General features: G+C 72.9%; 22 protein-coding genes. 11 read left to right on the top strand and 11 right to left on the bottom strand.

Features of this window, described 5'->3' with window-relative positions; genetic code table 11:
• Nucleotides 1-75: 75 nt before the first annotated feature.
• Nucleotides 76-1,233: an ABC transporter ATP-binding protein gene (locus IG62_RS0116665; RefSeq protein WP_030802803.1), complete on the bottom strand. Its 1,158-nt coding sequence runs from the start codon at nt 1,231-1,233 to the stop codon at nt 76-78.
• An 89-nt stretch (nt 1,234-1,322) separates the two neighbouring features.
• The gene (locus IG62_RS0116660; RefSeq protein WP_030802800.1) at nt 1,323-2,072 is read right to left on the bottom strand and encodes a response regulator transcription factor; all 750 of its coding nucleotides are present in this window, start codon (nt 2,070-2,072) and stop codon (nt 1,323-1,325) included.
• 321 nt (nt 2,073-2,393) lie between these two features.
• Here IG62_RS0116660 and IG62_RS0116655 point away from each other — a divergent pair, with 321 nt between their 5' ends.
• Nucleotides 2,394-3,335 carry an NADP-dependent oxidoreductase gene (locus tag IG62_RS0116655; protein WP_030802797.1) on the top strand — a complete coding sequence of 314 codons (942 nt, stop codon included), beginning with the start codon at nt 2,394-2,396 and terminating at the stop codon, nt 3,333-3,335.
• Nucleotides 3,336-3,351: 16 nt separating this feature from the next.
• Here IG62_RS0116655 and IG62_RS0116650 read toward each other — a convergent pair whose 3' ends face one another.
• The 5 genes from IG62_RS0116650 to IG62_RS41955 all read right to left on the bottom strand — a co-directional run bounded on the left by IG62_RS0116650 (nt 3,352) and on the right by IG62_RS41955 (nt 10,088).
• Nucleotides 3,352-4,329: a hypothetical protein gene (locus tag IG62_RS0116650; protein ID WP_030802794.1), complete on the bottom strand. Its 978-nt coding sequence runs from the start codon at nt 4,327-4,329 to the stop codon at nt 3,352-3,354.
• Nucleotides 4,330-4,458: 129 nt separating this feature from the next.
• Complete coding sequence (locus IG62_RS0116645) at nt 4,459-5,094, bottom strand: hypothetical protein (protein WP_234326570.1); 636 nt, start codon at nt 5,092-5,094, stop codon at nt 4,459-4,461.
• Between the two features lie 126 nt (nt 5,095-5,220).
• Nucleotides 5,221-6,264 carry a cation diffusion facilitator family transporter gene (locus tag IG62_RS0116640; RefSeq protein ID WP_030802788.1) on the bottom strand — a complete coding sequence of 348 codons (1,044 nt, stop codon included), beginning with the start codon at nt 6,262-6,264 and terminating at the stop codon, nt 5,221-5,223.
• Between the two features lie 608 nt (nt 6,265-6,872).
• Nucleotides 6,873-7,544, bottom strand: a complete 672-nt coding sequence (locus tag IG62_RS48715; RefSeq protein WP_324604633.1) for a tetratricopeptide repeat protein — start codon at nt 7,542-7,544, stop codon at nt 6,873-6,875.
• A 135-nt stretch (nt 7,545-7,679) separates the two neighbouring features.
• The gene (locus tag IG62_RS41955) at nt 7,680-10,088 is read right to left on the bottom strand and encodes an AfsR/SARP family transcriptional regulator (RefSeq protein WP_051798155.1); all 2,409 of its coding nucleotides are present in this window, start codon (nt 10,086-10,088) and stop codon (nt 7,680-7,682) included.
• A 180-nt stretch (nt 10,089-10,268) separates the two neighbouring features.
• On the opposite strand from IG62_RS41955, the gene IG62_RS0116630 reads away from it, so the two are divergent.
• A complete protein-coding gene (locus IG62_RS0116630) occupies nt 10,269-12,434 on the top strand; it encodes a tetratricopeptide repeat protein (RefSeq protein ID WP_234326568.1) in 2,166 nt (721 codons plus the stop codon).
• An 8-nt stretch (nt 12,435-12,442) separates the two neighbouring features.
• On the opposite strand, the gene IG62_RS43250 is transcribed toward IG62_RS0116630, so the two are convergent.
• Nucleotides 12,443-13,042: a hypothetical protein gene (locus tag IG62_RS43250; RefSeq protein ID WP_051798152.1), complete on the bottom strand. Its 600-nt coding sequence runs from the start codon at nt 13,040-13,042 to the stop codon at nt 12,443-12,445.
• Entirely contained in the window at nt 13,039-14,298 is a 1,260-nt protein-coding gene (locus IG62_RS0116620; RefSeq protein ID WP_199812484.1) for a hypothetical protein, read from the bottom strand. Before IG62_RS0116620 ends, IG62_RS43250 begins: the two co-directional genes overlap by 4 nt.
• Before the next feature lie 241 nt (nt 14,299-14,539).
• Here IG62_RS0116620 and IG62_RS0116615 point away from each other — a divergent pair, with 241 nt between their 5' ends.
• The 3 genes from IG62_RS0116615 (at nt 14,540) to IG62_RS0116605 (ending at nt 17,283) form a co-directional block, all read left to right on the top strand.
• Nucleotides 14,540-15,808, top strand: a complete 1,269-nt coding sequence (locus tag IG62_RS0116615) for a bifunctional cobalt-precorrin-7 (C(5))-methyltransferase/cobalt-precorrin-6B (C(15))-methyltransferase (RefSeq protein WP_030802776.1) — start codon at nt 14,540-14,542, stop codon at nt 15,806-15,808.
• 85 nt (nt 15,809-15,893) lie between these two features.
• Nucleotides 15,894-16,700 (top strand): precorrin-4 C(11)-methyltransferase, encoded by an 807-nt coding sequence (gene cobM / locus IG62_RS0116610; protein WP_051798150.1) that lies wholly within the window; start codon nt 15,894-15,896, stop codon nt 16,698-16,700.
• A gap of 175 nt (nt 16,701-16,875) precedes the next feature.
• Nucleotides 16,876-17,283 carry a hypothetical protein gene (locus tag IG62_RS0116605; protein ID WP_051798149.1) on the top strand — a complete coding sequence of 136 codons (408 nt, stop codon included), beginning with the start codon at nt 16,876-16,878 and terminating at the stop codon, nt 17,281-17,283.
• Nucleotides 17,284-17,360: 77 nt separating this feature from the next.
• Here IG62_RS0116605 and IG62_RS0116600 read toward each other — a convergent pair whose 3' ends face one another.
• Nucleotides 17,361-18,479 (bottom strand): cobalt-precorrin-5B (C(1))-methyltransferase, encoded by a 1,119-nt coding sequence (locus tag IG62_RS0116600; protein ID WP_051798167.1) that lies wholly within the window; start codon nt 18,477-18,479, stop codon nt 17,361-17,363.
• Nucleotides 18,480-18,628: 149 nt separating this feature from the next.
• Between IG62_RS0116600 and IG62_RS0116595 the strand changes: the two genes are divergently transcribed.
• Entirely contained in the window at nt 18,629-19,411 is a 783-nt protein-coding gene (locus IG62_RS0116595; RefSeq protein WP_030802764.1) for a cobalt-precorrin-6A reductase, read from the top strand.
• 126 nt (nt 19,412-19,537) lie between these two features.
• Here IG62_RS0116595 and IG62_RS0116590 read toward each other — a convergent pair whose 3' ends face one another.
• Nucleotides 19,538-19,759, bottom strand: a complete 222-nt coding sequence (locus tag IG62_RS0116590) for a hypothetical protein (protein WP_030802761.1) — start codon at nt 19,757-19,759, stop codon at nt 19,538-19,540.
• 138 nt (nt 19,760-19,897) lie between these two features.
• On the opposite strand from IG62_RS0116590, the gene IG62_RS0116585 reads away from it, so the two are divergent.
• Genes IG62_RS0116585 through IG62_RS0116575 form a run of 5 tightly spaced genes read left to right on the top strand, consistent with a single transcriptional unit; the run spans nt 19,898 to nt 21,849 of the window.
• Nucleotides 19,898-20,719, top strand: a complete 822-nt coding sequence (locus tag IG62_RS0116585; protein ID WP_030802758.1) for a helix-turn-helix domain-containing protein — start codon at nt 19,898-19,900, stop codon at nt 20,717-20,719.
• The gene (locus tag IG62_RS0116580; RefSeq protein ID WP_030802755.1) at nt 20,716-20,913 is read left to right on the top strand and encodes a DUF397 domain-containing protein; all 198 of its coding nucleotides are present in this window, start codon (nt 20,716-20,718) and stop codon (nt 20,911-20,913) included. Before IG62_RS0116585 ends, IG62_RS0116580 begins: the two co-directional genes overlap by 4 nt.
• On the top strand, nt 20,880-21,116 hold the full coding sequence (locus tag IG62_RS44775; RefSeq protein ID WP_199812483.1) for a DUF397 domain-containing protein: 237 nt from the start codon (nt 20,880-20,882) through the stop codon (nt 21,114-21,116). Before IG62_RS0116580 ends, IG62_RS44775 begins: the two co-directional genes overlap by 34 nt.
• Nucleotides 21,113-21,343 carry a DUF397 domain-containing protein gene (locus IG62_RS44770; RefSeq protein WP_078872044.1) on the top strand — a complete coding sequence of 77 codons (231 nt, stop codon included), beginning with the start codon at nt 21,113-21,115 and terminating at the stop codon, nt 21,341-21,343. The genes IG62_RS44775 and IG62_RS44770 overlap by 4 nt, the downstream gene beginning before the upstream one ends.
• Nucleotides 21,313-21,849, top strand: a complete 537-nt coding sequence (locus IG62_RS0116575; protein WP_030802752.1) for a hypothetical protein — start codon at nt 21,313-21,315, stop codon at nt 21,847-21,849. The genes IG62_RS44770 and IG62_RS0116575 overlap by 31 nt, the downstream gene beginning before the upstream one ends.
• The last annotated feature ends 28 nt before the right edge of the window (nt 21,850-21,877 follow it).

The following is a 21,877-nucleotide window of genomic DNA, read 5'->3' as shown; positions in this document are numbered from 1 at the left end:
CGCGTGAACCAGCCCCACTTCGCCACCGCGGCGTTTCACGTGAAACAGCCGGCCGTGAAGGCGTGTGAGCGCGCCTCACTGCGTCGGTACCGAGTCCACCCGCGCCCGGTCCCGCGGCACCCCCCGCTCGTCCGAGTCGATGGTGCGGCGCAGCGCTTCGTGCAACTTGGTCGGGGTGAGGACGCCGAGGAAGCGGTGGCCGTCCAGGACCGCGATCCAGCCGGCGTCGTGCTTGAGCATCTCGCTGAACGCGGCCTTCAACGTGCCGGTGAACGGCACCCACGCCTCCATCCGCCGGGCGTGCCCGGCGACCGTGCCCCCGGCGCCGGCCAGTTCCTCGGCGCCCACCCAGCCGTGCAGTTCACCGTCCTCGTCCAGCACCACCGCCCACCGGGCGCCCTCGGCCCGTAGCCGTCGCGCCGCCTCGGACGCCGGTTCACCGAGGCGGGCGAACGGCGGGCGTTCGAGGTCGCCGCGGTCGATCCCGGTGACCGACAGCTGCTTCAACGCCCGGTCGGTGCCGACGAATTCGGCGACGTAGGGCGTGGCGGGGGCGCCCAGGACGCTGGCGGGGGTGTCGTACTGCTCGATCCGGCCGGCCCCGTAGACGGCGATCCGGTCGCCGAGCCGGATGGCTTCCTCGATGTCGTGGGTGACCAGCAGCACCGTCTTGTGCATGGTGGCCTGCAGCCGCAGGAACTCCTTCTGGAGGCGCTCGCGGACGACCGGATCGACCGCCCCGAACGGCTCGTCCATCAGCAGGACGGGCGGATCGGCGGCGAGGGCCCGGGCGACCCCGACGCGCTGGCGCTGGCCGCCGGAGAGCTGGTCGGGGTAGCGCGGGCCGTAGACGTCCGGGTCCAGCCCCACCAGGTCCAGGAGTTCGGCGGCCCGGGCCCGTGCCGTGGCCTTCTTCCAGCCGGTCAGGAAGGGCACGGTGGCGGTGTTGTCGAGGACGGTCCGGTGCGGGAAGAGGCCGGTCTGCTGGATGACGTAGCCGATCCGGCGGCGCAACCGGACGGGGTCGACGCCGGCGATGTCCGCACCGTCGACGAAGATCCGTCCGCGGGTGGGATCGATGAGCCGGTTGACCATCATCATGGTCGTGGTCTTGCCGCAGCCGGACGGCCCCACGAGGGTCACCAGCTCGCCCTCCTCGACCTCCAAGGACAGGTCGTCCACGGCGGTGGTGCCGTCGGGATACTGCTTGGTGACGGACTCGAACCGGATCATTGGCCCATTGAATCCCGCTGCTCGCGCCCCTTCGCGTCATGCAGGCAATCGGGTCATGCCCCCGTGCTCTGCCGGGCAGCCGGGTAGCCTCACCGGTCGCCGCCCGGCCGGTGGTCCGACCCCGGCGTGGGAGCCGGCGCGGCGCGTTGTGCGGGCCCCGGCCGGTCGCGCAGCCGGTAGCCGGCACCCGGCACGGTTTCGATCACCGGGGGGTCGCCGAGCTTGGCGCGCAGCGTGCTGAGCGTGACCTGGACCGCGTTGGTGCGGTAGCTGGTGTGCTCCTCCCACACCTCCTCGATCAGATCGTCCCCGCTGACCACCGCGCCCTGGGCCCGCAGCAGCACCTCCAGCACCCCGAACTCCATGCGGGACAGCGGCAGCGGCCGTCCGTCGCGCAGCGCGAGCCGGCGGGCGGTGTCGACGATGACGCCGGCCCGCTCGATGACCGGCGGCGGCGCGGGCCGGGCCCGCCGGCCCAGCACCAGCACCCGGGCGAGCAACTCCTCATACGCGAACGGCTTGCTGAGGTAGTCGTCGGCGCCCAGGCCCTGGCCCAGACTCTCCATCCGATCCTCCCCCCGGTCGTGGACCGTGTCGGACGCGGTGAGCATCAACATCCGGGTCAGCAGGCCCCGTTCCGCGACGTGCCGGCAGATGTCGTCGCCGTGCAGACCGGGCAGATCGCGGTCCAGGACGAGTACGTCGTACGCGCCGAGCCGCATCTTGGCCAGCGCCTCCCGGCCGTCGTGGGCGATGTCCGCGGCGATCGCGTCGCGGCGCAGGCCGGCCGCGATCAGCTCCGCGAGGAATTCCTCGTCCGCCACCACCAGAACGCGCATGGCGTCATGTGTACCCGAGGGGCACCTTTCCCCGAGGTGAACGCCCTTCGCCGCAACGCCGCGGACCAGCGAATTCACCGCGCTGGAGTGCTGGCCACCACAGCGGGCCCGCCACCGGCCTGCCCGGCCGGGCGGCCGGCGGGAGGGGCGGCGCGGCGGCCCCCCCGGCTGGCGGCATGCCCCGGCCCGGCTGGGCGCATGGCCCGGGGGCCGTACGAGTTGCTTCCGCCGCACCGCCTCTCCTCCTGCCGCGTCCGGCCGCACCGGCGTGCTTACGATCCACTCCGGCCACCGGTCGACAGGGTGGAAGGGAACGCCACGATGAGAGCCGTAGCAGTCAGCGCATTCGGTGAACGGCCGCAGCTCATGGATCTGCCGCAGCCCGAACCAGGGCCGGGCGAGGTCCTGGTGCGGCTGGCCGCCGCCGGACTCAACCCCGTCGACTGGAAGATCGCCGACGGCATGTTCGGCGACGCCGTTCCGGTGGCCTTTCCCCTGGTGCTGGGCACGGACGGGGCCGGCGAGGTGCTCGCGATCGGCACCGGGGTCCGGCGGTTCACCGTCGGCGACGCGGTGTTCGGCCAGTTCCAGCGGCCGGAGCGGGGCGGCGGTTCGTACTGCGAACTGGCCCTCGCCGACGAGAGCCGCATCGCGCACGCCGCCCGCAGCGTCACCTACGCGACCTCCGCGGCGCTGCCGACGGCCGGCATGACCGCGTACAACCTCGTCGAGGAGACCCGGATCGGCGAGGGCAAGCGAGTCCTGATCGTCGGTGCGACCGGTGGCGTCGGCACCTTCGCCACCCAGCTGGCGGCCGGTCGCGGCGCGGAGGTGATCGCCACCGCCCGCCCGGCCAAGGCGGAGCTGATGCGCACGCTGGGTGCCGCGGAGACCGTCGACCACACCGCGGGCCCGGTCGCCGACCAGGTCCTCGCGGCCCACCCGGACGGCGTGGACGTGCTGATCGACATGACCGGCGGCCCCGCCGAGTTCGCTGAGCTGACCCGGGCCGTACGCGACGGGGGCACCGCCGTCTCGCTGATCGGCTCGGCGGACGCGGACGAGCTGACCGAACAGAACCTGCGTGGCTTCAACTTCGTCAACCGCCCCTCGCCGCAGCTCCTGGAGATCCTGGCCGGGCACGTGGACGCGGGCCGCCTGACGGTCCTCGTCGGCCGCGAGGTCCCCCTCGAAGAGGCCCTCGAAGCCCTGGAGACCAGCCGCACCGGCCGCGCCCAGGGCAAGACCGTCCTGACGGTCTGAGCGACCCGACCGGGCGTCAGCTCCGGTTCCGCCAGGCCCGCACCGCCGGCGGCCCCGCCGCGGCCAGCACCGCGGTGAGCGCCCCCGCGCCGGCCAGCAGCCAGACCCCGGTACGCAGCGGCCCGGTGAGCGCATCGGCGTACGCCCCGGCGGCGGGGCGGGAGATCATCGTGGGCAGCGCCGCCAGCGTGCGGCCGCGCACCAGCGCCAGCGCCACGGCGAGCAGGGCGGCGGCCACCGCGCAGCCCGTACCGGCACAGACCAGCGCCCGCCGCCGGCGCCGCACCAGCAGCAGCCCGCCGCCCAGACACAGCGCGGCGGCCGGCGGCAGCAGCACCGCCCCCCTGCGGACGACCTCGTAGCCGGCCCGGATCCGCGGTACGTCGGGGGCCTTGAGCAGCACGATCTCCACCCCGGCCCGCGGCACCCGGCGGAGCAGGTCCAGCCCCATGCCGTTGTGCGCCACCTGACGGCGGACCCGTTCGACGACGGGGGTCAGATCGAGCGTGACCGGGGAACGGGGGGCGCCGGACGCGGCGAGGCTGCCGTCCAGCGTCCGGTGCGCGGACCGGTGCACGCCCTTCCACATCGCCGGGAAGCCGCGCCCGGTGACCACCTGCCGCACCTGCTTGGCCACGAACTCCCGGATGCCGCGGGTGAAATGGCGGCGCACCGCGGGCCGCCGGGCGGGGCTGACGGCCTTCAGCAGCCCGTCGATCCGGACGTGGGCCATCACCGAGTCCGTCACGTCGTCGACCACGGCCTGCTGCACGGCGACGTTCCCGGCCAGCGGCGCCACCGCTGCCACATAGCCGTCCGTCTCGGTCAGTCGGTACCGCGCCCAGGTGGCGGCCAGGCTCAGCGGCAGCAGCAGCGCCCCCACGACCAGCAGCACCCCGCCGGCCAGCGCGCGCCCCGGCCACCGCGGTCCGGCCGGCGGCCCGTCCCCCTCCGTCACCCGCCCGCCCAGGCGTACGGGTGCGCTCGCTGGCATTGCGTCCTGTCCTTTCCTGCACGGCGATCACGGCGACCACCTTCCAGGCAAGTGCGAACGCCCGGCGCCCGCGACCGGGACCGGTGCCAATGGGTGAGCTCGGCCCCGGGCCCGGCCGTCGGCGGTGGGTCAGCCGGTGGCGCCCGGGCCGGCCGCCCGCCGGCGGCGCACCGCCCGCACCGCCCCCGGCGCGAGCAGCGCCGAGGCCGCGGCGGCCGTCGCCCACCACGCCCAGCCACCACCGCCCGCGGCCTCGGCCCGGGACTCCGGCAGGTCGTCCACATCGCCCGAGCAGGCCACCGGCGCGTAGGAACCGCCCAGGTAGACGCAGGCGGTGGCGGCGGCCCGCAGGGTCCCGGGCGCGGCGGTGGCGGCGCCGGCGGGACGGTCGCCGAGCACGGCCTCGGCGGTGAACACCTGGATGTCGTGCGCCGGCAGATCGGCGTGCCAGGTGACCTTCCGCTCCTCCGTACCGCGGCCCTCGACGACGCCGTCGGGTGCGGTCGCGGAGGTCGTGGTCGCGGGCATCCGCTGCTCGATCCGGACCCCGCGGACGTCGGCGGCCCCCATGTTGTGCACGGTCACGCGGTAGTCGAGCCGCCGCCCCGCCTCGGCGTCGTCGGTCCCGTCCGTCACCGCGACCGTGACGGAGACGGCCGGCGGCGCCGGCGCGACCTGCGGGGCGTACGCGAGGGCGGACGGGCCGGGGAGCGTGGCGGCGCACAGCAGCGCGCAGACGACGGCGGCCGTCATGCCGGTTCTCATGCCGGTTCTCATCCCGCCATCGCAGCATCGCGCCGCCCGCGACCGGTGTCAGGCGGCCCGCCACCGCTCCGGGTTCACCCGAGTGAGGGCGCAGCGGGGACCACGGGCCCGCGGCACCTGGGGGTCCTAGTGCCGGTGCGGCCCGGGCCGGTGCACCGGCCCGTGTGCGTCCGCGCAGTGGTCGGGGGCGCCGGGCGGCTCGGCCCCTGACCCGGTGCCGGGCCGCGGGCCGAGAGTCAGCACCTCGCCCGCCTCGGCCTGCTCCCCGACGTGATCGACCTGGAGCGTGGCGTGCGTGATGCGGTACTCGCCGCTCAGCAACTCCTGCAGCCCGCGGCGCACCTTGTGGCAGTCGCCGCCGGGGGCCACCAGGATGTGCGCGGAGAGCGCCGGCTGCCCGGAGGTGATCTGCCAGATGTGCAGGTCGTGCACTTCCACGACCTCGTCCTGGGAGACCAGCCGGTCGCCCAGCGCGTCCGGGTCCAGTCCGGCCGGCGCGGCCTCCATGAAGATCCGCCCGGACTCCCGCACCAGCCCCGTACCGGCCCGCAGCATCAGCGCGACGACGACGAGCGTGGCGATCGCGTCGGCCCGCTCGAAGCCCGTGGTCAGTACGACGAGACCGGAGAGCGCGGTGGCCACGAAGCCGAACAGGTCGGTGAGGATGTGCTGGTAGGCGCCCTCGACGTTCAGGCTGGAGCGGTTGGCCTTGGACAGCAGCCAGGTGCAGATCAGATTCACCACGATCCCGGACAGCGCGGTCCACAGGACCATCGCCCCGCCCACCGCGGGCGGCGAGATCAGCCGTTGCACCGCCTCGTACGCCAGCCAGACCGACAGCAGGAGCAGGGTGATGCCGTTGGCCTGCGCGGACAGGATCTCGGCGCGCTTGAGCCCGTACGTGTACCCGCCGCGCGCCGGCCGCGCCGCCAGCCGCATCGCGATCAGGGCCAGCAGGATCGAGACCGCGTCGGTGAGCATGTGGGCGGCGTCCGAGATCAGCGCCAGCGACCCGGCCAGCACACCGATGACGACCTCGACCGCCATGTACGCGGTGAGCAGCCCGAGCGCGGCCCGCAGCCACCGCCGGTCGGCGTCCGGCGCCACTCCGTGCGCATGGCTGTGCCCGTGCCCGTGGCCGTGCCCGTGGCTGTGCGCGTCGCCGCCCATGGCGCTCCTTCCTCCGGTCCCCTCCTTGCGAAGCAAACAGCACTTCGGCAAAAGATCCAAAGGCTGCACCGGTGACCGTTGTCATTACCGTCGAACGGCGTATCGTGCCTGGTCAGAGCGGTGAGGGGGCGGTCGTGACCGCGGCGCCGAGGTGAGCCCGAGCGGCGGGTGACGGGCGGTCGCGCTGCGGGGCGGTCGTGACCGCGGCGCCGAGGTGAGCCCGAGCGGCGGGTGACGGGCGGTCGCGCTGCGGGGCGGCCGCCCGTCGGCCCGCGGGTGTCAGTCCCCGCGGGCGAACGTCGGGATGCAGATCGTGTCCGACGTGCTTCTGGGGGCCGCGGCGGCTATCGGTCGTTCGGCTGCGGCGGGCCGGGCCGCAGCGGCGGGCTGGGCACCGAGGGCCTGCAGACCCAGCGTTGCCGCCATCGTGCCGGCGGTGATTACTGCAGCACTCGTCCCGGCACGCTTCAGATAATTGCTCAACTTCGTCCCTAAACAACGCTGTTCAAAGCTACGGGGGGCGAGAGGAGTTGACCATGGAGGAAGCGCGCGACGCAAACGGAACTAGCCAGTAACTTCCGCAAAGCGTGGATATGTAGCAATCCATCTCAGGTGCTGCGGTGGCGGCGTTTGGAGTGCGGTTCCGTTTCGGTGAGGGAGGCCAGCTTGCGGCCGATCCGGGCGGCTTCCGAGGTGTCGAGTTCTTGGAATATGCCAAAGGCATATTGCCACAACTCCTGGGCCGTTTCGCGGCGCCCTTCCTGCAGTCGTACGCCGGCGAGCGCGTCCAGTGAACGGGCCTGCTGCTCCCGTTCCTGGGTGCGGTCCGCGAGCGCGAGGGACATCTCAAGATGGCCGGCGGCTTCGCCCAGGTTCCCCAGGGCCGCCTCCGCGACGCCGAGTCGGTGCAGGGCATGGGCCTCTTCGTGGGCCGCGCCGATGTCGCGTGCCAGCTCCAGCGCCCGGGTGTGGTGTCCGGCGGCCTCCGGGTAACGGCCGAGCCGGTGGTGGCCGATGCCGATCCCGATCAGTGCATTGGCCTCGTTCCGGCGGTCACCGAGCCGGCGGAAGGTGAAGAGGCATTCCTGGTACATATCCAGGCCTGAGGTGAGGTCGTGGGCATCGTCCGACATCAGGAGAAGTCCGGCGAGATTTGTCTGAGCGGTGACCTGGTCGGCGACGCTGCCGAAGGTGAGAGCGATGGTGAGGGCTTCCTCGTAAGAATTCCTCGCACATTCCAGATTTCCCGTACGCATATGCAAATCACCGAGATTGTTGATGCATTTTCCGGCGTTTCTTTCGTCTCCGGCGAGCCGGAAGTTGTGGATGGCATGGGTGAAATGCTGGAGGGCGTCCTGATGTTCGCCGAGAAAGAGCAGCGCAATGGCGATGTTGTTCTCGCAGCGGGCCCGGGCTCAGGTGTCGCCCGACCGCAGGTGGATCCCGAGCGTCTCCTGGTGCAGGCTCAGTGCCTCGTGGTTCCGCCCGAGGTGCCATTGCAGGACCCCCAGCCCGCGCAGCGCCTCCGCCTCCGCGTCCGGCGCCCCCACCGTGCGGGCGAGTTCGAGCGCCCTTCGGGCGGCCGCTTCTGCCTGGGGGTAGCGCGAGGTGTTGGCGTGGGTGCCGCTGAGGTCCAGCAGCGCCAGGCACATCGCATGGCGATCGCCCACGCCTTCCCAGTGCTCGACGGCACGGCGTTGCATCCGGTCGGTGTCCGTCCAATGGCACTCGGCGTCCAGGAAGCCCGCGAGCACGTGGCTCAGGATCGCGGCCCGGTCGGACGGGCCGTGCGTGCGGGCGTGGCGCTCGGTGGCGAGGAGGTTCGCACGCTCCGTCGTCAGCCAGTCCTTGGCGGCTTCCGCGTGCGGCAAGGAGGGCAGGGGCGGTAGGGCGCTGTGGGGCTCGGGCGGGGGGAGGCGCAGGCGGCGGGGGTAGAGCAGCCGGTCGGCGGCGTCCGCCGCCCGGAGGTAGAAGTCCACCAGCCGCCGGAGCGAGGCGCCGCGCTGCTCCTCGGTGTCCTCGGAGAAGGCCAGCATGCGGGCGTACTCCGCGAGGAGATCGTGAAAGCGATAGCGGTGTGGCGTGGGCTCCTGGAGCAAGTGGCAGTGCAGCAGCGTTTCCAGCAGCCGCTCCGTTTCGGGCAACGGAAGATCCACCAGGGCCGCTGCGGCGTGCGGTCCGAACTCGGAGCCCAGGTGCAGGGCCAGCCGCCGGAAGATGATCTGCTGGGGCGCGGTCAGGGTCTGGTACGACATCTCGAATGCGCGGGCAATCTCCGAATAGCCGTCGCGTAATTCGCTGATCCTCCCGGGGCCCCGGGAGAGCAGTTCCCGCAGTGTGCTCAAGGTCCACGACGGCCGGGCGTTGAACCGGTTCGCCGCGATTTCGATCGCCAGCGGCAAATAGCCGCACAGCCGCACGACGTGGTGGACCGCCGCGTCGTCGTGGGTGCGTTCCTCCCCGGCGAACTTCCGGAACAGCGCCGTCGCGTCGTCCGGGGGGAGCACGTCGAGAGCCAGCCAGTGGGCTCCGGGCAGACCGGCCAGATGGCGGCGGCTGGTGATGATGACCAGCGACGACGAGCCACGGTCGGGGAGCAGCGGCCGTACCTGGTCGGTGTCGCCGGCGTCGTCGAGGATGACCACCGCCCGTTTCTGCGCCATCAACGTGCGCCACAACGCGCTGCGTTCCTCGGTCTCCCCGGGTACCGCATCCGGTGCGGTCCCCAGTTGGCGCAGCAGCTGTGCCAGCGCCGCCCCGGCGTTCAGCGGCTCGTGGACGTGGGCATGGGTGCGCAGGTCCAGATAGAGCTGGGCATCGGGGAAGCGTTCACCGAGGCGTTCCGCGGCGGCCACCGCCACGGCGGTCTTGCCCACCCCGGCCATTCCGGAGATCGCCTCCAGCGCGATGACCGCGCCGGGGCCGGGGGCGCCGGCCGCATCGTCGATGGCCGCACAGAGCCGCCGCAATTCCGTACGCCGCCCCACGAGCGTGGTGTGGCGGGGCAGGTTCCGGGGGCCGGCGGGGGCGGGTTTGGCCGTGTGGCGGGGAACGGCCGGCGGGCCGAGCAGTTCAGCCAGCGGTGCGCGGCGGAGGATGTGCTGGTGGACGCGGGTCAGTTCGGCGCTGGGGTCGGCGCCGAGGTCCTCGCGCAGCCGACGGCGGGCCCTCTGGTAGACGCGCAGCGCATCGGCGTGCCGCCCACAGCCGTAATAGGCCAACATCAGGTATTCCAGCAGCATTTCGTCGTGCGGGTGCTGGCCGACGAGCGAGGACAGCGGGCCGAGCACCCCGTGGAACCGCCGTAACCGCAGCTCGGCGGCTATCCGGGAGATCGCGGCGCCGAGGCGTTCCTCGGCCATCCGGGCCCGCATCCGCTCCGGCCACAGCCCCGGCAGCCCCGCCAGGGCTTCCTCGTCCCAGAGGCTCTCGGCCTCGTGGAGCAGGGCTGCCGCGGAGCTGTCGTCCCCCTTCGCGGACTGGGCCCGGGCCCGGGCCGTCAGCCGCTGGAAGCGGTGCCAGTCGACGCGGTCCGGTGAGATGGCCAGGGTGTAGGTGTGGGCGTGCTGGGTGATCCGCGGTGCGGTGTCCGGCCCGGCCGTACGGATCGCCCTGCGGACCCGCGAGACGTAGGTGTGCACGGACTGGCGGGACTTGGCCGGTGGGGTGTCGTCCCACAGCCGGTCGACGAGGGTTTCCAGGGCCACCGGCCGGCCGGCCGACAAGGCGAGCGAGGCCAGCACGCAGCGTTCCTTGTCGGAGCCGAGGCCGATTCTGCGCTGTTCCGTTCCGAGACAAATGGGGCCGAGTACGTAGATGTCCATCAGCGCCTCCCCCTGATCGGCGCACCATCTGTTGTAGCGAGCATGGCACTCGCCGGTGGCAGAGGCCAGAGAGCCTCGGGCTGGCCGGGATCGAGCGGCCCGACCCGTGCGGGGGACTCCCGCCCCTCTCCTCGGGGAAGGGCTGAAGCGATCCGTGACCGATCGGAACGGGGGCGGCAGATGCATCGGGACGGCAATGCCATAGGGGGCTCGGCAAGGATCGAGGGGTCCAGCGTCCAGGCCGGCGAGATCCACGGCGGCATCCACATCCACGCGCGCGATCCGGCGGGCCGGCCGGCCCGGCTTCCGGTGCCGCGTCAGCTCCTCCCGGTGTCCCCGCACTTCACCGACCGCGAGGGGGACCTCGCCGCGCTGAACGGGCTCCGCACCCGCCGGCCGGACGAGTCGACGCCGCTGATCGTCGTCTCCGGGCCGGCCGGCATAGGGAAGACCGCGCTGGTGTCCCGATGGCTGCGGGGCCTCGCCGAGCAGTTCCCCGACGGCCAGCTGTACGCGGACCTGCGCGGCCACTCCGCCGACGGCCCCGCCGCACCGTCCGAAGTGCTCGGCCAGTTCCTGAGGGCGCTGGGCATCGGCCCGGTACCGGCGGGGCTGGGCGAGCAGACCGCGCTCTGGCGCTCGGTCACCGCAGGACTACGGGTCTCGGTGATGCTGGACAACGCGTTCTCGGCCGCACAGGTCCGCCCGCTGCTGACGGACGGCCGCACCGGCCTGATCGTGGCGACGAGCAGACATCGCCTCACCGGCTTGCGCGCGGACGGCGCGCTCTACCACCAACTCGGCCTGCTCGACCCGGCCGCTGCGGAAGAAATGCTCTCCCGGGGGGTCGGGGCCGACCGGGTGCGGAGCGAAGCGCGGGACGCGCACCGGCTGATCGCCCTCTGCGGCGGGCTCCCGCTGGCCCTCTGCCTGGCGTCCGCACGGCTGGCGTCCCGCCCCCGGCAGCCGATGCGTTCCCTGGTGGAGTCGCTCACCGAAGGCCGGCGCCGGCTGGCCGCACTGACGATCGAGGGGGAATCCTCCGTGCACCACGCGCTGGACGCGTCCTACGCGGTGCTGGCGGACGACGCCGCGCGGCTGTACCGCCGCCTGGCGCTGCTGCCGGCCCGCACCGTGGAGGCCCGCCTCGCCGCATCGGCCTGCGCGGTCCCGCTGGAGGAGGCCGAACAGCTCCTCGACGCCCTGGTCGAGGCCAACCTCGTGGAGGACATCGGCCCGGACAGCTACCGCTTCCACGACCTCGTGCGCCTGCACGCCGCGGAGCGGGGACGGGCGGAGGAGCCTCCCGAGGCCCGTAGCGAGGCGTTACGGCGGGTCTGCGACTGGTACCTGGCGACCGCTACCGAGGCCCAGCGGCACCTGTCCCCGATCCAGCTGACGCTGCGCCGCACGTACGTCCACCCGCCCGAGCTGCCCTGCCCCTTCACGGACTCCTCGGGCGCGCTCGGCTGGCTCGACGGGCACCGTCTGGACCTCCTCGCGGCCGTGCGTGCCGCGTACGAGGAAGGCTGGGACGAGCTGGCCTGGCAACTCGTCGACGCGCTCTGGCCGCTCTTCCACCGGCTGCGCCACCACGAGCTGTGGCTGGAGGCCCATGCGGTGGGCCTGCGGGCCGCCCGGCGCAGCAAGGACCGGGTCGCGGAGCGCCAGATGCTCAACTCCGGCGCCATCGGGTTCAGCGTCGCCGGACGCGTCGACGACGCCATTCGATGGTTCTCCTGGTCACTGGACGCCGCCCGCGAGGCCGGTGACGCCCGGGACGAGGGCCAGGCCCTGCACGGGCTCGGCTCGGCGCACCGGCAGGCCGGCCGGTTCCCCGAGGCGAGCACCTTCCTGCACCAGGCCATCGAGACCTGGGAGGCCGTCGGATACCCGCGTGGCGCGGCCCTTTCGCGCATCGTCCTGGGCGAGATGGCGCTGGAGTCACCGGGCGCGACCTGGAACGGGCGGCCCGCGGCGGAGTACTTCGACCGGGCCCGGACGACGCTCCTCGCCGTGGACGATCCCTACGACGCCGCCCGTGCCCTCGCCTTCCACGGGCGGGCCCGGGCCGTCGCCGGCGCCTACGAGGACGGTGTCTCCGAGCTGGCGGCGGCACTGTTGGTCTTCGAGGAGGCCGGGGCCACGCCGTGGCAGGCGCGCGTGCTGGAGATGCTGGGACGAAGCGCCGCGGAGCACACGGACCCCCGGACGGCGCGCGACTGCTTCGTACGGGCCAGGGACCTGTACGCCCGGCAGAGCCCGTCCGATGCGCAACGGATGACGGATCTGCTGGCCGCCGCTCCGGCGGAGCCAGCAGATCCTGAGGGGACGGCGCCCGGCTGAGCGCGCCTCTATGCCCGACGGGCCGGCGGTGCGCCGTGCCGGGCGAGCGACAGCACCGTGAGGGGCAGGAGCTCGTCCAGCGAGTGCCCGGTCAGGACCAGACCGTGCAGGCACGAGGCCATCAGGGAGTACTCCCACGCCGCCCGCCCTCGCTGCGGGTACGCCAGCGGCGACCGGCGGAACACCGTCGGGAGCAGCCGGCAGCTCCCGAAGCGTTCCGCGACGACCCAGCCGCCTCCGATGAGCGGCACCCCGGCGAGCCGGCATCCCGGGTAGCGCAGCAGGATCTCCCGCGCCCAGGCCACCGCGCTACCGGCCGGCCGGGGCCGCCCGCCGTGCAGCACGTCGGCGCAGGCCAGCAACCGCTCGTCGGTGCAGCCTTCGGCGTCCACCGCGAAGTGCTCGTCGATGTCGGCGGCCTCCCCGGTGGTCGGCCCGCCTCCGCTGCTGCGGAAGCGCGCATCGGCCGGGGCGGCGCCCGCGGGCTCCCCGACGGAGACCGTGACGGCGATCGAGGCGCCGTTCCCGGTCGCCCGGCACGGTGCGACCCGCACCCGACGGTGTCCGCGGACGGCCCAGGCGGCACCCGTGGTGGCCGTGGTCGTCATGCCGACACCCCCGTCCCGGTGTCCGGGCCGTACCTGTCGCTGGACGCCGCCGACCAGGCCGCCAGCGGCGGTGGCAGCGGCAGCGGAAGGGTGGGCACGGGATGGGCGGGCTGGCCGAGGCCGAGCAGGCCGTAGAGCAGCCGGCGCATGTTCCGGCTGAACCGGCCGGGCTCGGAGGTGATGCGTGCGGCGATGGGCGCGTACTCCCTCCGGTGCTGCCGGTGGTACTCGGACGCCGCGTACGCCAGCTGGCTCTTCAGGGAGTGGGCCGCCGACAGCGCGGGCGCCGTACGGGCGAGCGCGGCGGCCGGGGACGCGGGGTTGATCTCCTGCTCCGGAGAGGCGGCCAGCAGGATCGGCACCCCGGTCAGCGTCCCGTAGAGCGTCACCGACCCGTGGTCCCCGATGATCGCGTCCGCCGCGATCAGTACGGAGCGCCAGTCCGCCTCCGGCGGCACCACCGCGACGCCCCGGCGGACGCACTGCGCCAACCACGCCCGGACCTGCCAGGCGCCGTGCCCGGACCAGACGTTGGGGTGCACCAGGACCGCCACCTTGCGGTTCCGGCCCACCAGCTCCAGAAGCCGGGGCAGCAGCGCCTCGATCGCTCCGAAGGACGAACCGGACCCCCATGTGGAGACGACCGCGATCAGCTTCTGCCCCTTGTCGAGCCCCAGCGCGCGGCGGTAGGCACCGCGCCGGGGCAGACTGGCCACCATCCGGTCGTGGACGGGGTCCCCGACCACCGTCGCCACCGGCAGCGCCTCGGGGCAGGAGTGCGCCAGGCCCGCCAGGTCGTCCCGGTGCGGCAGGACCACCGCGGCCGGCAGCGCCCTGCCACCCGGCCTGAGGTCCTGGCGGCCGAGCCCCGCCACGCGGGTGTCCGCCCCCTCCGTGACGCGCTTCAGGAAGTTGGCACCGTGCGGAAGCATGATCAGCGGCGCCCGGACCTGTTCCACACCGCGCGGCCCGGCCGCCAGCGCGAGATCGAACTCCATCCGGACCGCTTCCTCCCACGGCAGTACGGCTCCGCCCAGCCGCTCGAAGAGCCGTGCCACCCCGTCACTGAACGGGTGTGGCGGGGCGGTGAAGACCACCTGGACCCGGAGGTCCGACTCCAGGAGGCAGCAGACCTCCTGCAGCCGCTTCCCGTAGGTCACGGTGTGCACGACGACCAGGACGCGTTTGCGTCCCGGGAGCGTCAGCCACTCCCGTAACTGGTGCTGCCTGCCTTCGAACACCCGCAATGCCGTCATGGCATCCCCCAGTCTGTGCGATGTCGACGCTGCTCGAACCGTCATGGACGGTCCGTCGTGGGGGGAATGCCCGTAGGCCCGGACGAAAGCCTTGCCGCACCCTTGCGGAAACCTTGCGGGCGGTACGAGGCGCGGTGGGGGCCGTCCCGGTCGTGGCCGCGCCCGCCCCGGTCAGTAGAGTTTCCGCTCCCGTACGACACGCGCTTGAGGTCCCGAGGCGAGAGGCAAGAGGTAATCGGCAGTGAGCCCCGCACCATCCGCACCGGCCGGTTCCGAGCACCTCACCGTCGTCGGCATCGGAGCCGACGGCTGGGCGGGTCTGTCCGGGGCAGCGCAGCAGGTGCTGCGGGCGGCCGAGGTCCTCATCGGCGGCGCCCGTCAGCTCGCGCTGCTGCCCGACGGGGAGTGCCCCGGTGAGCGCGTGACCTGGCCCTCGCCGCTGCGCCCCGCCGTCCCCGGGCTGCTCGCCGCGCACGCCGGACGCCGGGTGTGCGTCCTGGCCAGCGGTGACCCGATGTTCTACGGGATCGGGCGGACGCTGACCGAGGTCCTGGCGGAGAGCGGCACCGGGCACCGGCTCCGGGTCCTGCCCCACCCCTCCTCCGTCGCCTACGCGTGCGCCCGGCTCGGCTGGCCGGTCGAGGACACCGAGGTCGTCACGCTCGTCGGCCGGCCCGTCGAGAACCTGGCCCGCGCCCTGTACGACGGCCACCGGCTGCTCGTCCTGTCCGCCGGCGCCGGCACCCCCGCCGAGGTCGCCGCCCTCCTGCGCGCGCACGGTTTCGGGCCGACCCGGATGCGGGTACTGGAGCAACTCGGCGGCGAGCGGGAGCAGATGGCCGAGGGCCACGCCGCCGACTGGGGCCGGGCGCCCGGCGACCCGCTCAACGTCATCGCCCTCGACTGCGCCCGGGAGCCCGGCACCGTGCCGCTCTCCACCGTCCCCGGCCTCCCCGACACCGCCTACGAGCACGACGGCCAGCTCACCAAGCGCCACGTCCGCGCCGCCACCCTCGCCGCGCTGGCCCCCGCACCCGGCGAACTCCTCTGGGACATCGGCGGCGGTTCCGGCTCCATCGCCGTCGAGTGGCTGCGCGCGCACCGTAGTTGCCGCGCCGTCAGCGTCGAACGCGACCCCGTACGGGCCGAGCGGATCGGCCGCAACGCGCACACCCTCGGCGTCCCGGCGCTGCGCGTCGTCCAGGGACCCGCGCCCGCCGCGCTGGCCGGCCTCCCCACCCCGGACGCGGTGTTCATCGGCGGCGGGCTCACCGCCCCCGGCCTGTTGGACGCCTGCTGGGAGGCGCTGCCACCGGGCGGCCGGATCGTCGCGAACACCGTGACGCTGGAGTCCGAGGCGCTGCTCGCCGACCGGTACCGGCGGCACGGCGGCGAACTGGTCCGGCTGGCGGTCGCCCACGCCGCCCCGGTCGGCGGCTTCACGGGCTGGCGGCAGGCGATGCCGGTGACCCAGTGGGCGGCGGTCAAACCACCGGAAGACCGGCCGTAACCCCGTCCCCGCTACCACCGCCTCCCCATATCGCCCCCGTAGCGTCCGCCTCCCGTATCGCCGCCTCCCAGGAGACCGAACGACCATGACCGTCCACTTCATCGGTGCCGGCCCCGGCGCCGCCGACCTGATCACCGTCCGCGGCGCCCGCACGCTCGCCTCCTGCGGGGTCTGCCTCTACGCCGGCAGCCTGGTGCCGCGCGAACTGCTCGCCGAGTGCCCGCCCGGCGCCCGGCTCATCGACACCGCGCAGCTGGACCTCGACACCATCACGGCCGAGATGGTCCGCGCCCACGAGGAGGGCCACGACGTCGCCCGGCTGCACTCCGGCGACCCGTCCGTCTTCAGCGCCGTCGCCGAGCAGATGCGCCGCCTGGACGCGGCCGGTGTGCCGTACGAGGTGGTGCCGGGCGTCCCCGCGTTCGCCGCCGCGGCCGCCGCGCTCAAGCGCGAACTGACCGTGCCCACCGTCGGCCAGACCGTCATCCTCACCCGCGTCGCCCAGCGCGCCACCCCGATGCCCGAGGGCGAGGACCTCGCCACCCTCGGGCGCAGCGGAGCCCTGTTGGTGCTCCACCTCGCGGCGATGTACGTCGACCGGGTCGTCGCCGAACTCCTGCCGCACTACGGCGCCGACTGCCCGGCCGCCGTCGTCGCCATGGCCTCCCGCCCCGACGAACTCGTCCTGCGCGGCACCCTCGCCGACATCGCGGACCAGGTGAAGGCCGCGGGCGTGGTCCGTACGGCGGTCATCATGGTCGGCCGCACGCTGGGCGCCGAGCAGTTCCGCGACAGCCACCTGTACTCGGCGGACCGCGAACGCCCGCACGGACCGTGCGGCGGCGCGCCGGGGGCCGTCTCGGGCGGACGTACGGCGTCCGACGTGAGTTGATTCAGGCGTCCGACGCGGGTTGATCGGACGTCCGGCCCCGCCGCTCGGACGTCTGACTGATCATATGACCGCATCGGGGTGAATGTCCGTTACCGGCCGCTCGGGGGCCGGTAAGGAACGTGGACACGCGCGGACCAAGGGAAGCCCGCGGCACCCGAGCAAAGGAGCACCCACGATGCGCACCCGCACCCGCACGAGACTGGCCGCCGGATCCGTCGCCGCCGCAGCCCTGCTCACCCTTGCCGGCGGCACCGTCGCCGTCGCCGACACCCCGGCCCACCAGGCAGGCGCCCGGCCGAAGACCGACCCCGCACCGGTGGGCGGCAGCACCGACACGGCGGCCCGGACGCACGACACCTCGGGCCTGCGCGACTACGGCCGGACCAGCGAGCACCGGACCAGCGAGCGCCGGTACCGCACGGACTGGATGCGCGACAGCCCGCTGCGCCTCGCCACTTGCGCCCTCGGCACGGTCCTGGGCAGCCTGACCAACGGCCCCGACTGCGTGCGGGAACGCATGGGCTACCGCTTCCGCGACGCCGCCCAGGCAGGGCGCAAGGACGTCCTCCGCGCCAGGCACTGAAGGTCACGGGCGCGTGCCGCGGGGCCCCGGTCCGCCGTCAGCGGCGCCTGCCGCCGGCCCCGGGCCCCGTCCGGCGTTCAGCGGCGCCTGCCGCTGCCCCCGGGCCCCCGCGGCTCCGCCCGGCCCACCACCATCCCCGCCCGGTCGATGCAGATCACGTCGACGGCCACCGGCGCCCCGCGCAGCACGGCCAGCGACTCGTCCCGTGCCCTCGCCGCCACCAGATCGCCCAGTGGCACCCCGGCCGCCGTGCACAACTGCAGCGCGGCCAGCCCGGTGTTGGCCCCGGCCACCGCCTCCGCCAGCGCCTCGTCGGCCCCGCCCTGCCGGGCCAGCTCCGCGAGGAATCCCTTGTCCACCTGGGACCGTGCCGAGTGCAGGTCCAGGTGCCCGGCCGCCAGTTTGGACAGCTTGGCGAACCCGCCGCAGATCGTGAGCCGGTCCACCGGGTGCCGCCGCACGTACTTGAGCACCGCCCCCGCGAAGTCCCCCATGTCCAGCAGGGCGTCCTCGGGCAGGTGGTGCAGCGCGACCGCGACCTTCTCCGACGTCGCCCCCGTACACCCCGCCACATGCGTACGTCCCGCCGCACGCGCCACATCCACCCCACGCCGGATGGAATCGATCCACGCCGAACACGAATACGGGACCACGATCCCGGTGGTCCCCAGGATCGACAGCCCGCCCAGGATGCCGAGCCGCGGATTCCATGTACTACGGGCGATCTCCTCCCCGTGATCGACGGAGATCTCCACTTCGATGTCGGGCTCCGCACCGGGTTCCGCGGCGCCGCCGTACCGACGGGCCACCTCGGTCAGGTGCTCCCGCATCATCTGCCGCGGTACGGGGTTGACCGCCGGCTCGCCGACGTCCAGCGGCAGCCCGGGACGGGTCACCGTCCCGACCCCCGGCCCGGCCTTGAACACCACGCCGGACCCGGGCGACAGCCCCCGCACCCGCGCCCGGATCAACGCCCCGTGCGTCACGTCCGGATCGTCCCCCGCGTCCTTGACCACCCCGGCCATGGCGCTGCCGGACCCGGCGTCCAACTCCTCCACCGCCAGCGCGAAGGACGGCGTCTGCCCCTTCGGCAGGGTGATCGTCACCGGGTCCGGGAACTCGCCGGTCAGCAGCGCGGTGTATGCGGCCGTGCTCGCCGCCGTCGCACACGCACCGGTCGTCCATCCAGGCCGCAGTCCGGTGTGCGCAAGCTGCGCACTCCGCCCTCCCGCGGCGGCCTGCTGCCCGCCCGCGGCCGGTTGCTGCCCGCCCTCGGGCGTCCCGCCATCCGGCCGCCCCGTACCCTGCCGCCGTTGCGCTTCACCCACGGAGGAACCCACATCCCATGTCCGACGCAGCCCGCCCGCCACGCCACGTACTCATCCTCGGCGGTACGACCGAGGCTCGCCGGCTGGCCGCCGCCCTGGCCGCCGAGCCGGCCCTGCGCGTGACGTCGTCGCTCGCCGGACGGGTGGCGGCGCCGCGCCTGCCCGACGGGGAGGTCCGCATCGGCGGCTTCGGCGGCCCGGACGGCCTCGCCCGCTGGCTGCGCGAGCACGCGGTGGACGCACTCATCGACGCCACCCATCCTTTCGCCGGCACGATCAGTTTCCACGCGGCCCAGGCGGCCGCCAACGCCCATGTTCCCCTGCTGGCGCTCCGCCGTCCCGGCTGGGTACCGGGCCCCGACGACATCTGGCACCAGGTCGCCTCCCTGGAGGAGGCCGCGGTGGCCCTCCCCGCCCAAGGCTCCCGAATCTTCCTCACCACCGGCCGCATGGGCCTGGCCCACTTCTCCCACCTCACGGACCTCTGGTTCCTCGTCCGCTCCGTGGACGCCCCCGAGCCCCCGTACCCGCCCCGGATGGAGGTGCTCCTCGACCGGGGCCCCTTCACCCTGGAGGGCGAGCGCGAACTCCTCCACACCCACCGCATCGACGTCCTCGTCACCAAGGACAGCGGCGCGGCGGCAACGGCCCCGAAACTGACCGCGGCCCGCGAGGCCGGAATTCCGGTAGTGGTCGTACGCCGGCCCCCGACGCCGGCGGGAATTCCGGAGGTGGCAACTCCGGTTGAGGCTGCGGAATGGCTCCGGGCGCGCCTTTTCACCGAGGCCACCGGACACTGAAACGATTCGCTTCCCGCACCCGCTGCACCAGCTCTTCGAGCCGCCGTGTGGCTGCCCCATTCCGCGCCTCGCATTCCGGATCACATGCCGTCTCGGGCTCCTTCTCTTCGCCGCTCACCGAACCATTCACCGAACGCCGCCTCGCAATGCCTCGGCCAGCCGCCGCGCAGTCTGCGGCGTACAACGCCCCAGGTCCACGAGCGGCCGCGGAAAGTCCCCCGCCAGCGAGACGCCATCCAGGGTCAGCGAGGGCAAGGTCACCCCCGCCCCCTTCAGCGCCACCCGCAACTCATCCCGCGCCTCCTCCGCATCCTTGACCGTCCTCGCCGCCCGACTACGCTCCACCATCTATTTCTTCCCTTCCCAAGTTCGGATCCTGGAGGGTGATGTCAACGCCCTTGCCACTCACTAGAGTTGTCGGCGCGGCGACGCTTGCGAAAGTAGGCGGACGTTGCCGTGGAAAAGGGCAACAAAGGGAGAGTGGGGATGCTCGAAAAGAATTCCGAGAACGAGGATTCCGCCCGCCGGGTCCTCGCCTGCGAACTCCGCCGCTTACGCGAGGCAGCCGGAAAGTCCCTGGCCCAGCTGGCCGAGGAGACCAACTACGACCGCACGTACCTGCACCGCCTGGAGACCGGCGAACGCCTCTCGAAGCTACCGGTGATGGAAGCGCTCGACCGGGTCCACGGGACAGGGGAACTGCTCGTGCGGTTGTGGCGGTTGGCACGGCTGGATGCGTTCAAGGACAGGTACCGCGCGTTCATGCGGTACGAGGCGAAGGCCGTGATCATCCACAAGTACTCGGTGGTCGTCCCTGGCTTGTTGCAGACTGAGGCCTTCGCGCGTTTCGCGTTGTCGATGGGACCAACGCCTATAAGCGGTGACGAGCTGGAGGAGAGCGTAGCGGCACGCATGGGCAGGCAGGAGCTGTTGCGCCGCAACCCGGCGCCCAGTGTGCGGTTCATCCTCGACGAGTCGGTCCTACGGCGTTCGGTGCTTGATCCTGAGGCCTGGCACGGCCAGTTGGCCAGAATCGCGGAGGCCGCAGAAGAGCCAAACATCACGATCCAGGTGCTTCCCTTCTCCGCCGGGGTACAACCTTTGGCGGGCAGCCCGCTCGCGCTCCTGTGGATGGCGGATGACAGTGCTGTTGCCTACTTGGAAGGCAACGGATCGGGTGAACTGATCGAGGAGCCAGAAGAAGTCCAGCGATACCGACTGTCTTACGATCACCTGCGAGATGCGGCGCTGTCGGCGTGTGACTCATTAGCGCTGATCAAGCAGTTGGTGGAGGAGAGCAGCCCATGAAGACGACGCTCAACCTGGCTGGCGTGGCATGGCGCAAGAGCAGCTACAGCGATGGCGGAGACGACAACTGCGTAGAGGTCGCCGACGGTTTCCCTGGCCTGATGCCCGTTCGTGACAGCAAGGTTCCCGACGGCCCGGTGCTCTGCTTCCCGGCTTCCGCATGGGCGTCGTTCATAGACACAGTCCGGTCCTGACGGCCTTGCCTGCGTGGGGCGGAACGGTGTGGCGCAAGAGCAGCTACAGCGATGGCGGGGACAACAACTGCATCGAGGTTGCCGATGGTTTCCCCGGTGTCGTCCCCGTCCGTGACAGCAAGGTTTCGGATGGGCCGGTGCTCTGCTTTCCTGCTGCCGCCTGGTCGTCGTTCATAGAAACGGTGAAGGGCGGCCGATCGTGACGACGTTGCCTGGCCGGAGCGGCACGGTGTGGCGCAAGAGCAGCTACAGCGACGGCGGAGCTGACAACTGCGTGGAGGTAGCCGACGGGCCCCCGCACACCGTCCCCGTCCGCGACAGCAAGGACCCGGACGGTGCGGCACTGCGCATCCCCGCTGCCGCCTGGTCGTCATTCATAGCCACCGTGAAGGGGGACGCGTGGACTGGGGGACGCTCGTCGCGACCGTGAGTGGTGGTCTGATCGCCATTTCCGGGACCGTGCTCGCGGATCAGCTCAAGCAGCGGCACGAGAAGGCCCGTAGTAGTGCGGAGCGGCGGCGGGCGGTCTATATCGAGTTCATCTCCGCTGCCGGGGTGTGCCACGCGCGGCTTCGGCAGATTGCCCAGGGAACAGGTGACGAGGTGGATGCCGGTGGCGCCGCTCGGGCGGCGCTGACCGACGCCGCGATCCACGAGGTGCGCGAGCGGCTGTTCATCGATGCGAGCACCGCCGTCGCCGGCGCGGGGCAGGCCATGTTCGAACGGCTGCGGGCGCTCCAGCGAGCCGTGGCGGAAGGCGCCCGGCACAGCTCGCGGGCCTTCCACGACGTCTACCACCCCTACCTTGACGCGGTCTGGGCCTACCGCGTGGCCGTGCGCGAAGAACTGGAGGGCCGTCCCTTCGCGCCCACCGTCTTCGGGTGGGAGGAGTGGGACGGCACGGACCGGTGCCAGATCTGCCGGCAAGGGGCGTGACCCCCGGGTTCGTTCCCGGGGGTCACAC

Origin of the sequence: Streptomyces sp. NRRL S-337, assembly GCF_000720175.1 — a bacterium.
Classification (GTDB): domain Bacteria; phylum Actinomycetota; class Actinomycetes; order Streptomycetales; family Streptomycetaceae; genus Streptomyces; species Streptomyces siderophoricus.
The sequence above is the reverse complement of the archived record's forward strand: the minus strand, read 5'-3'. Positions and strand labels throughout refer to the sequence as shown.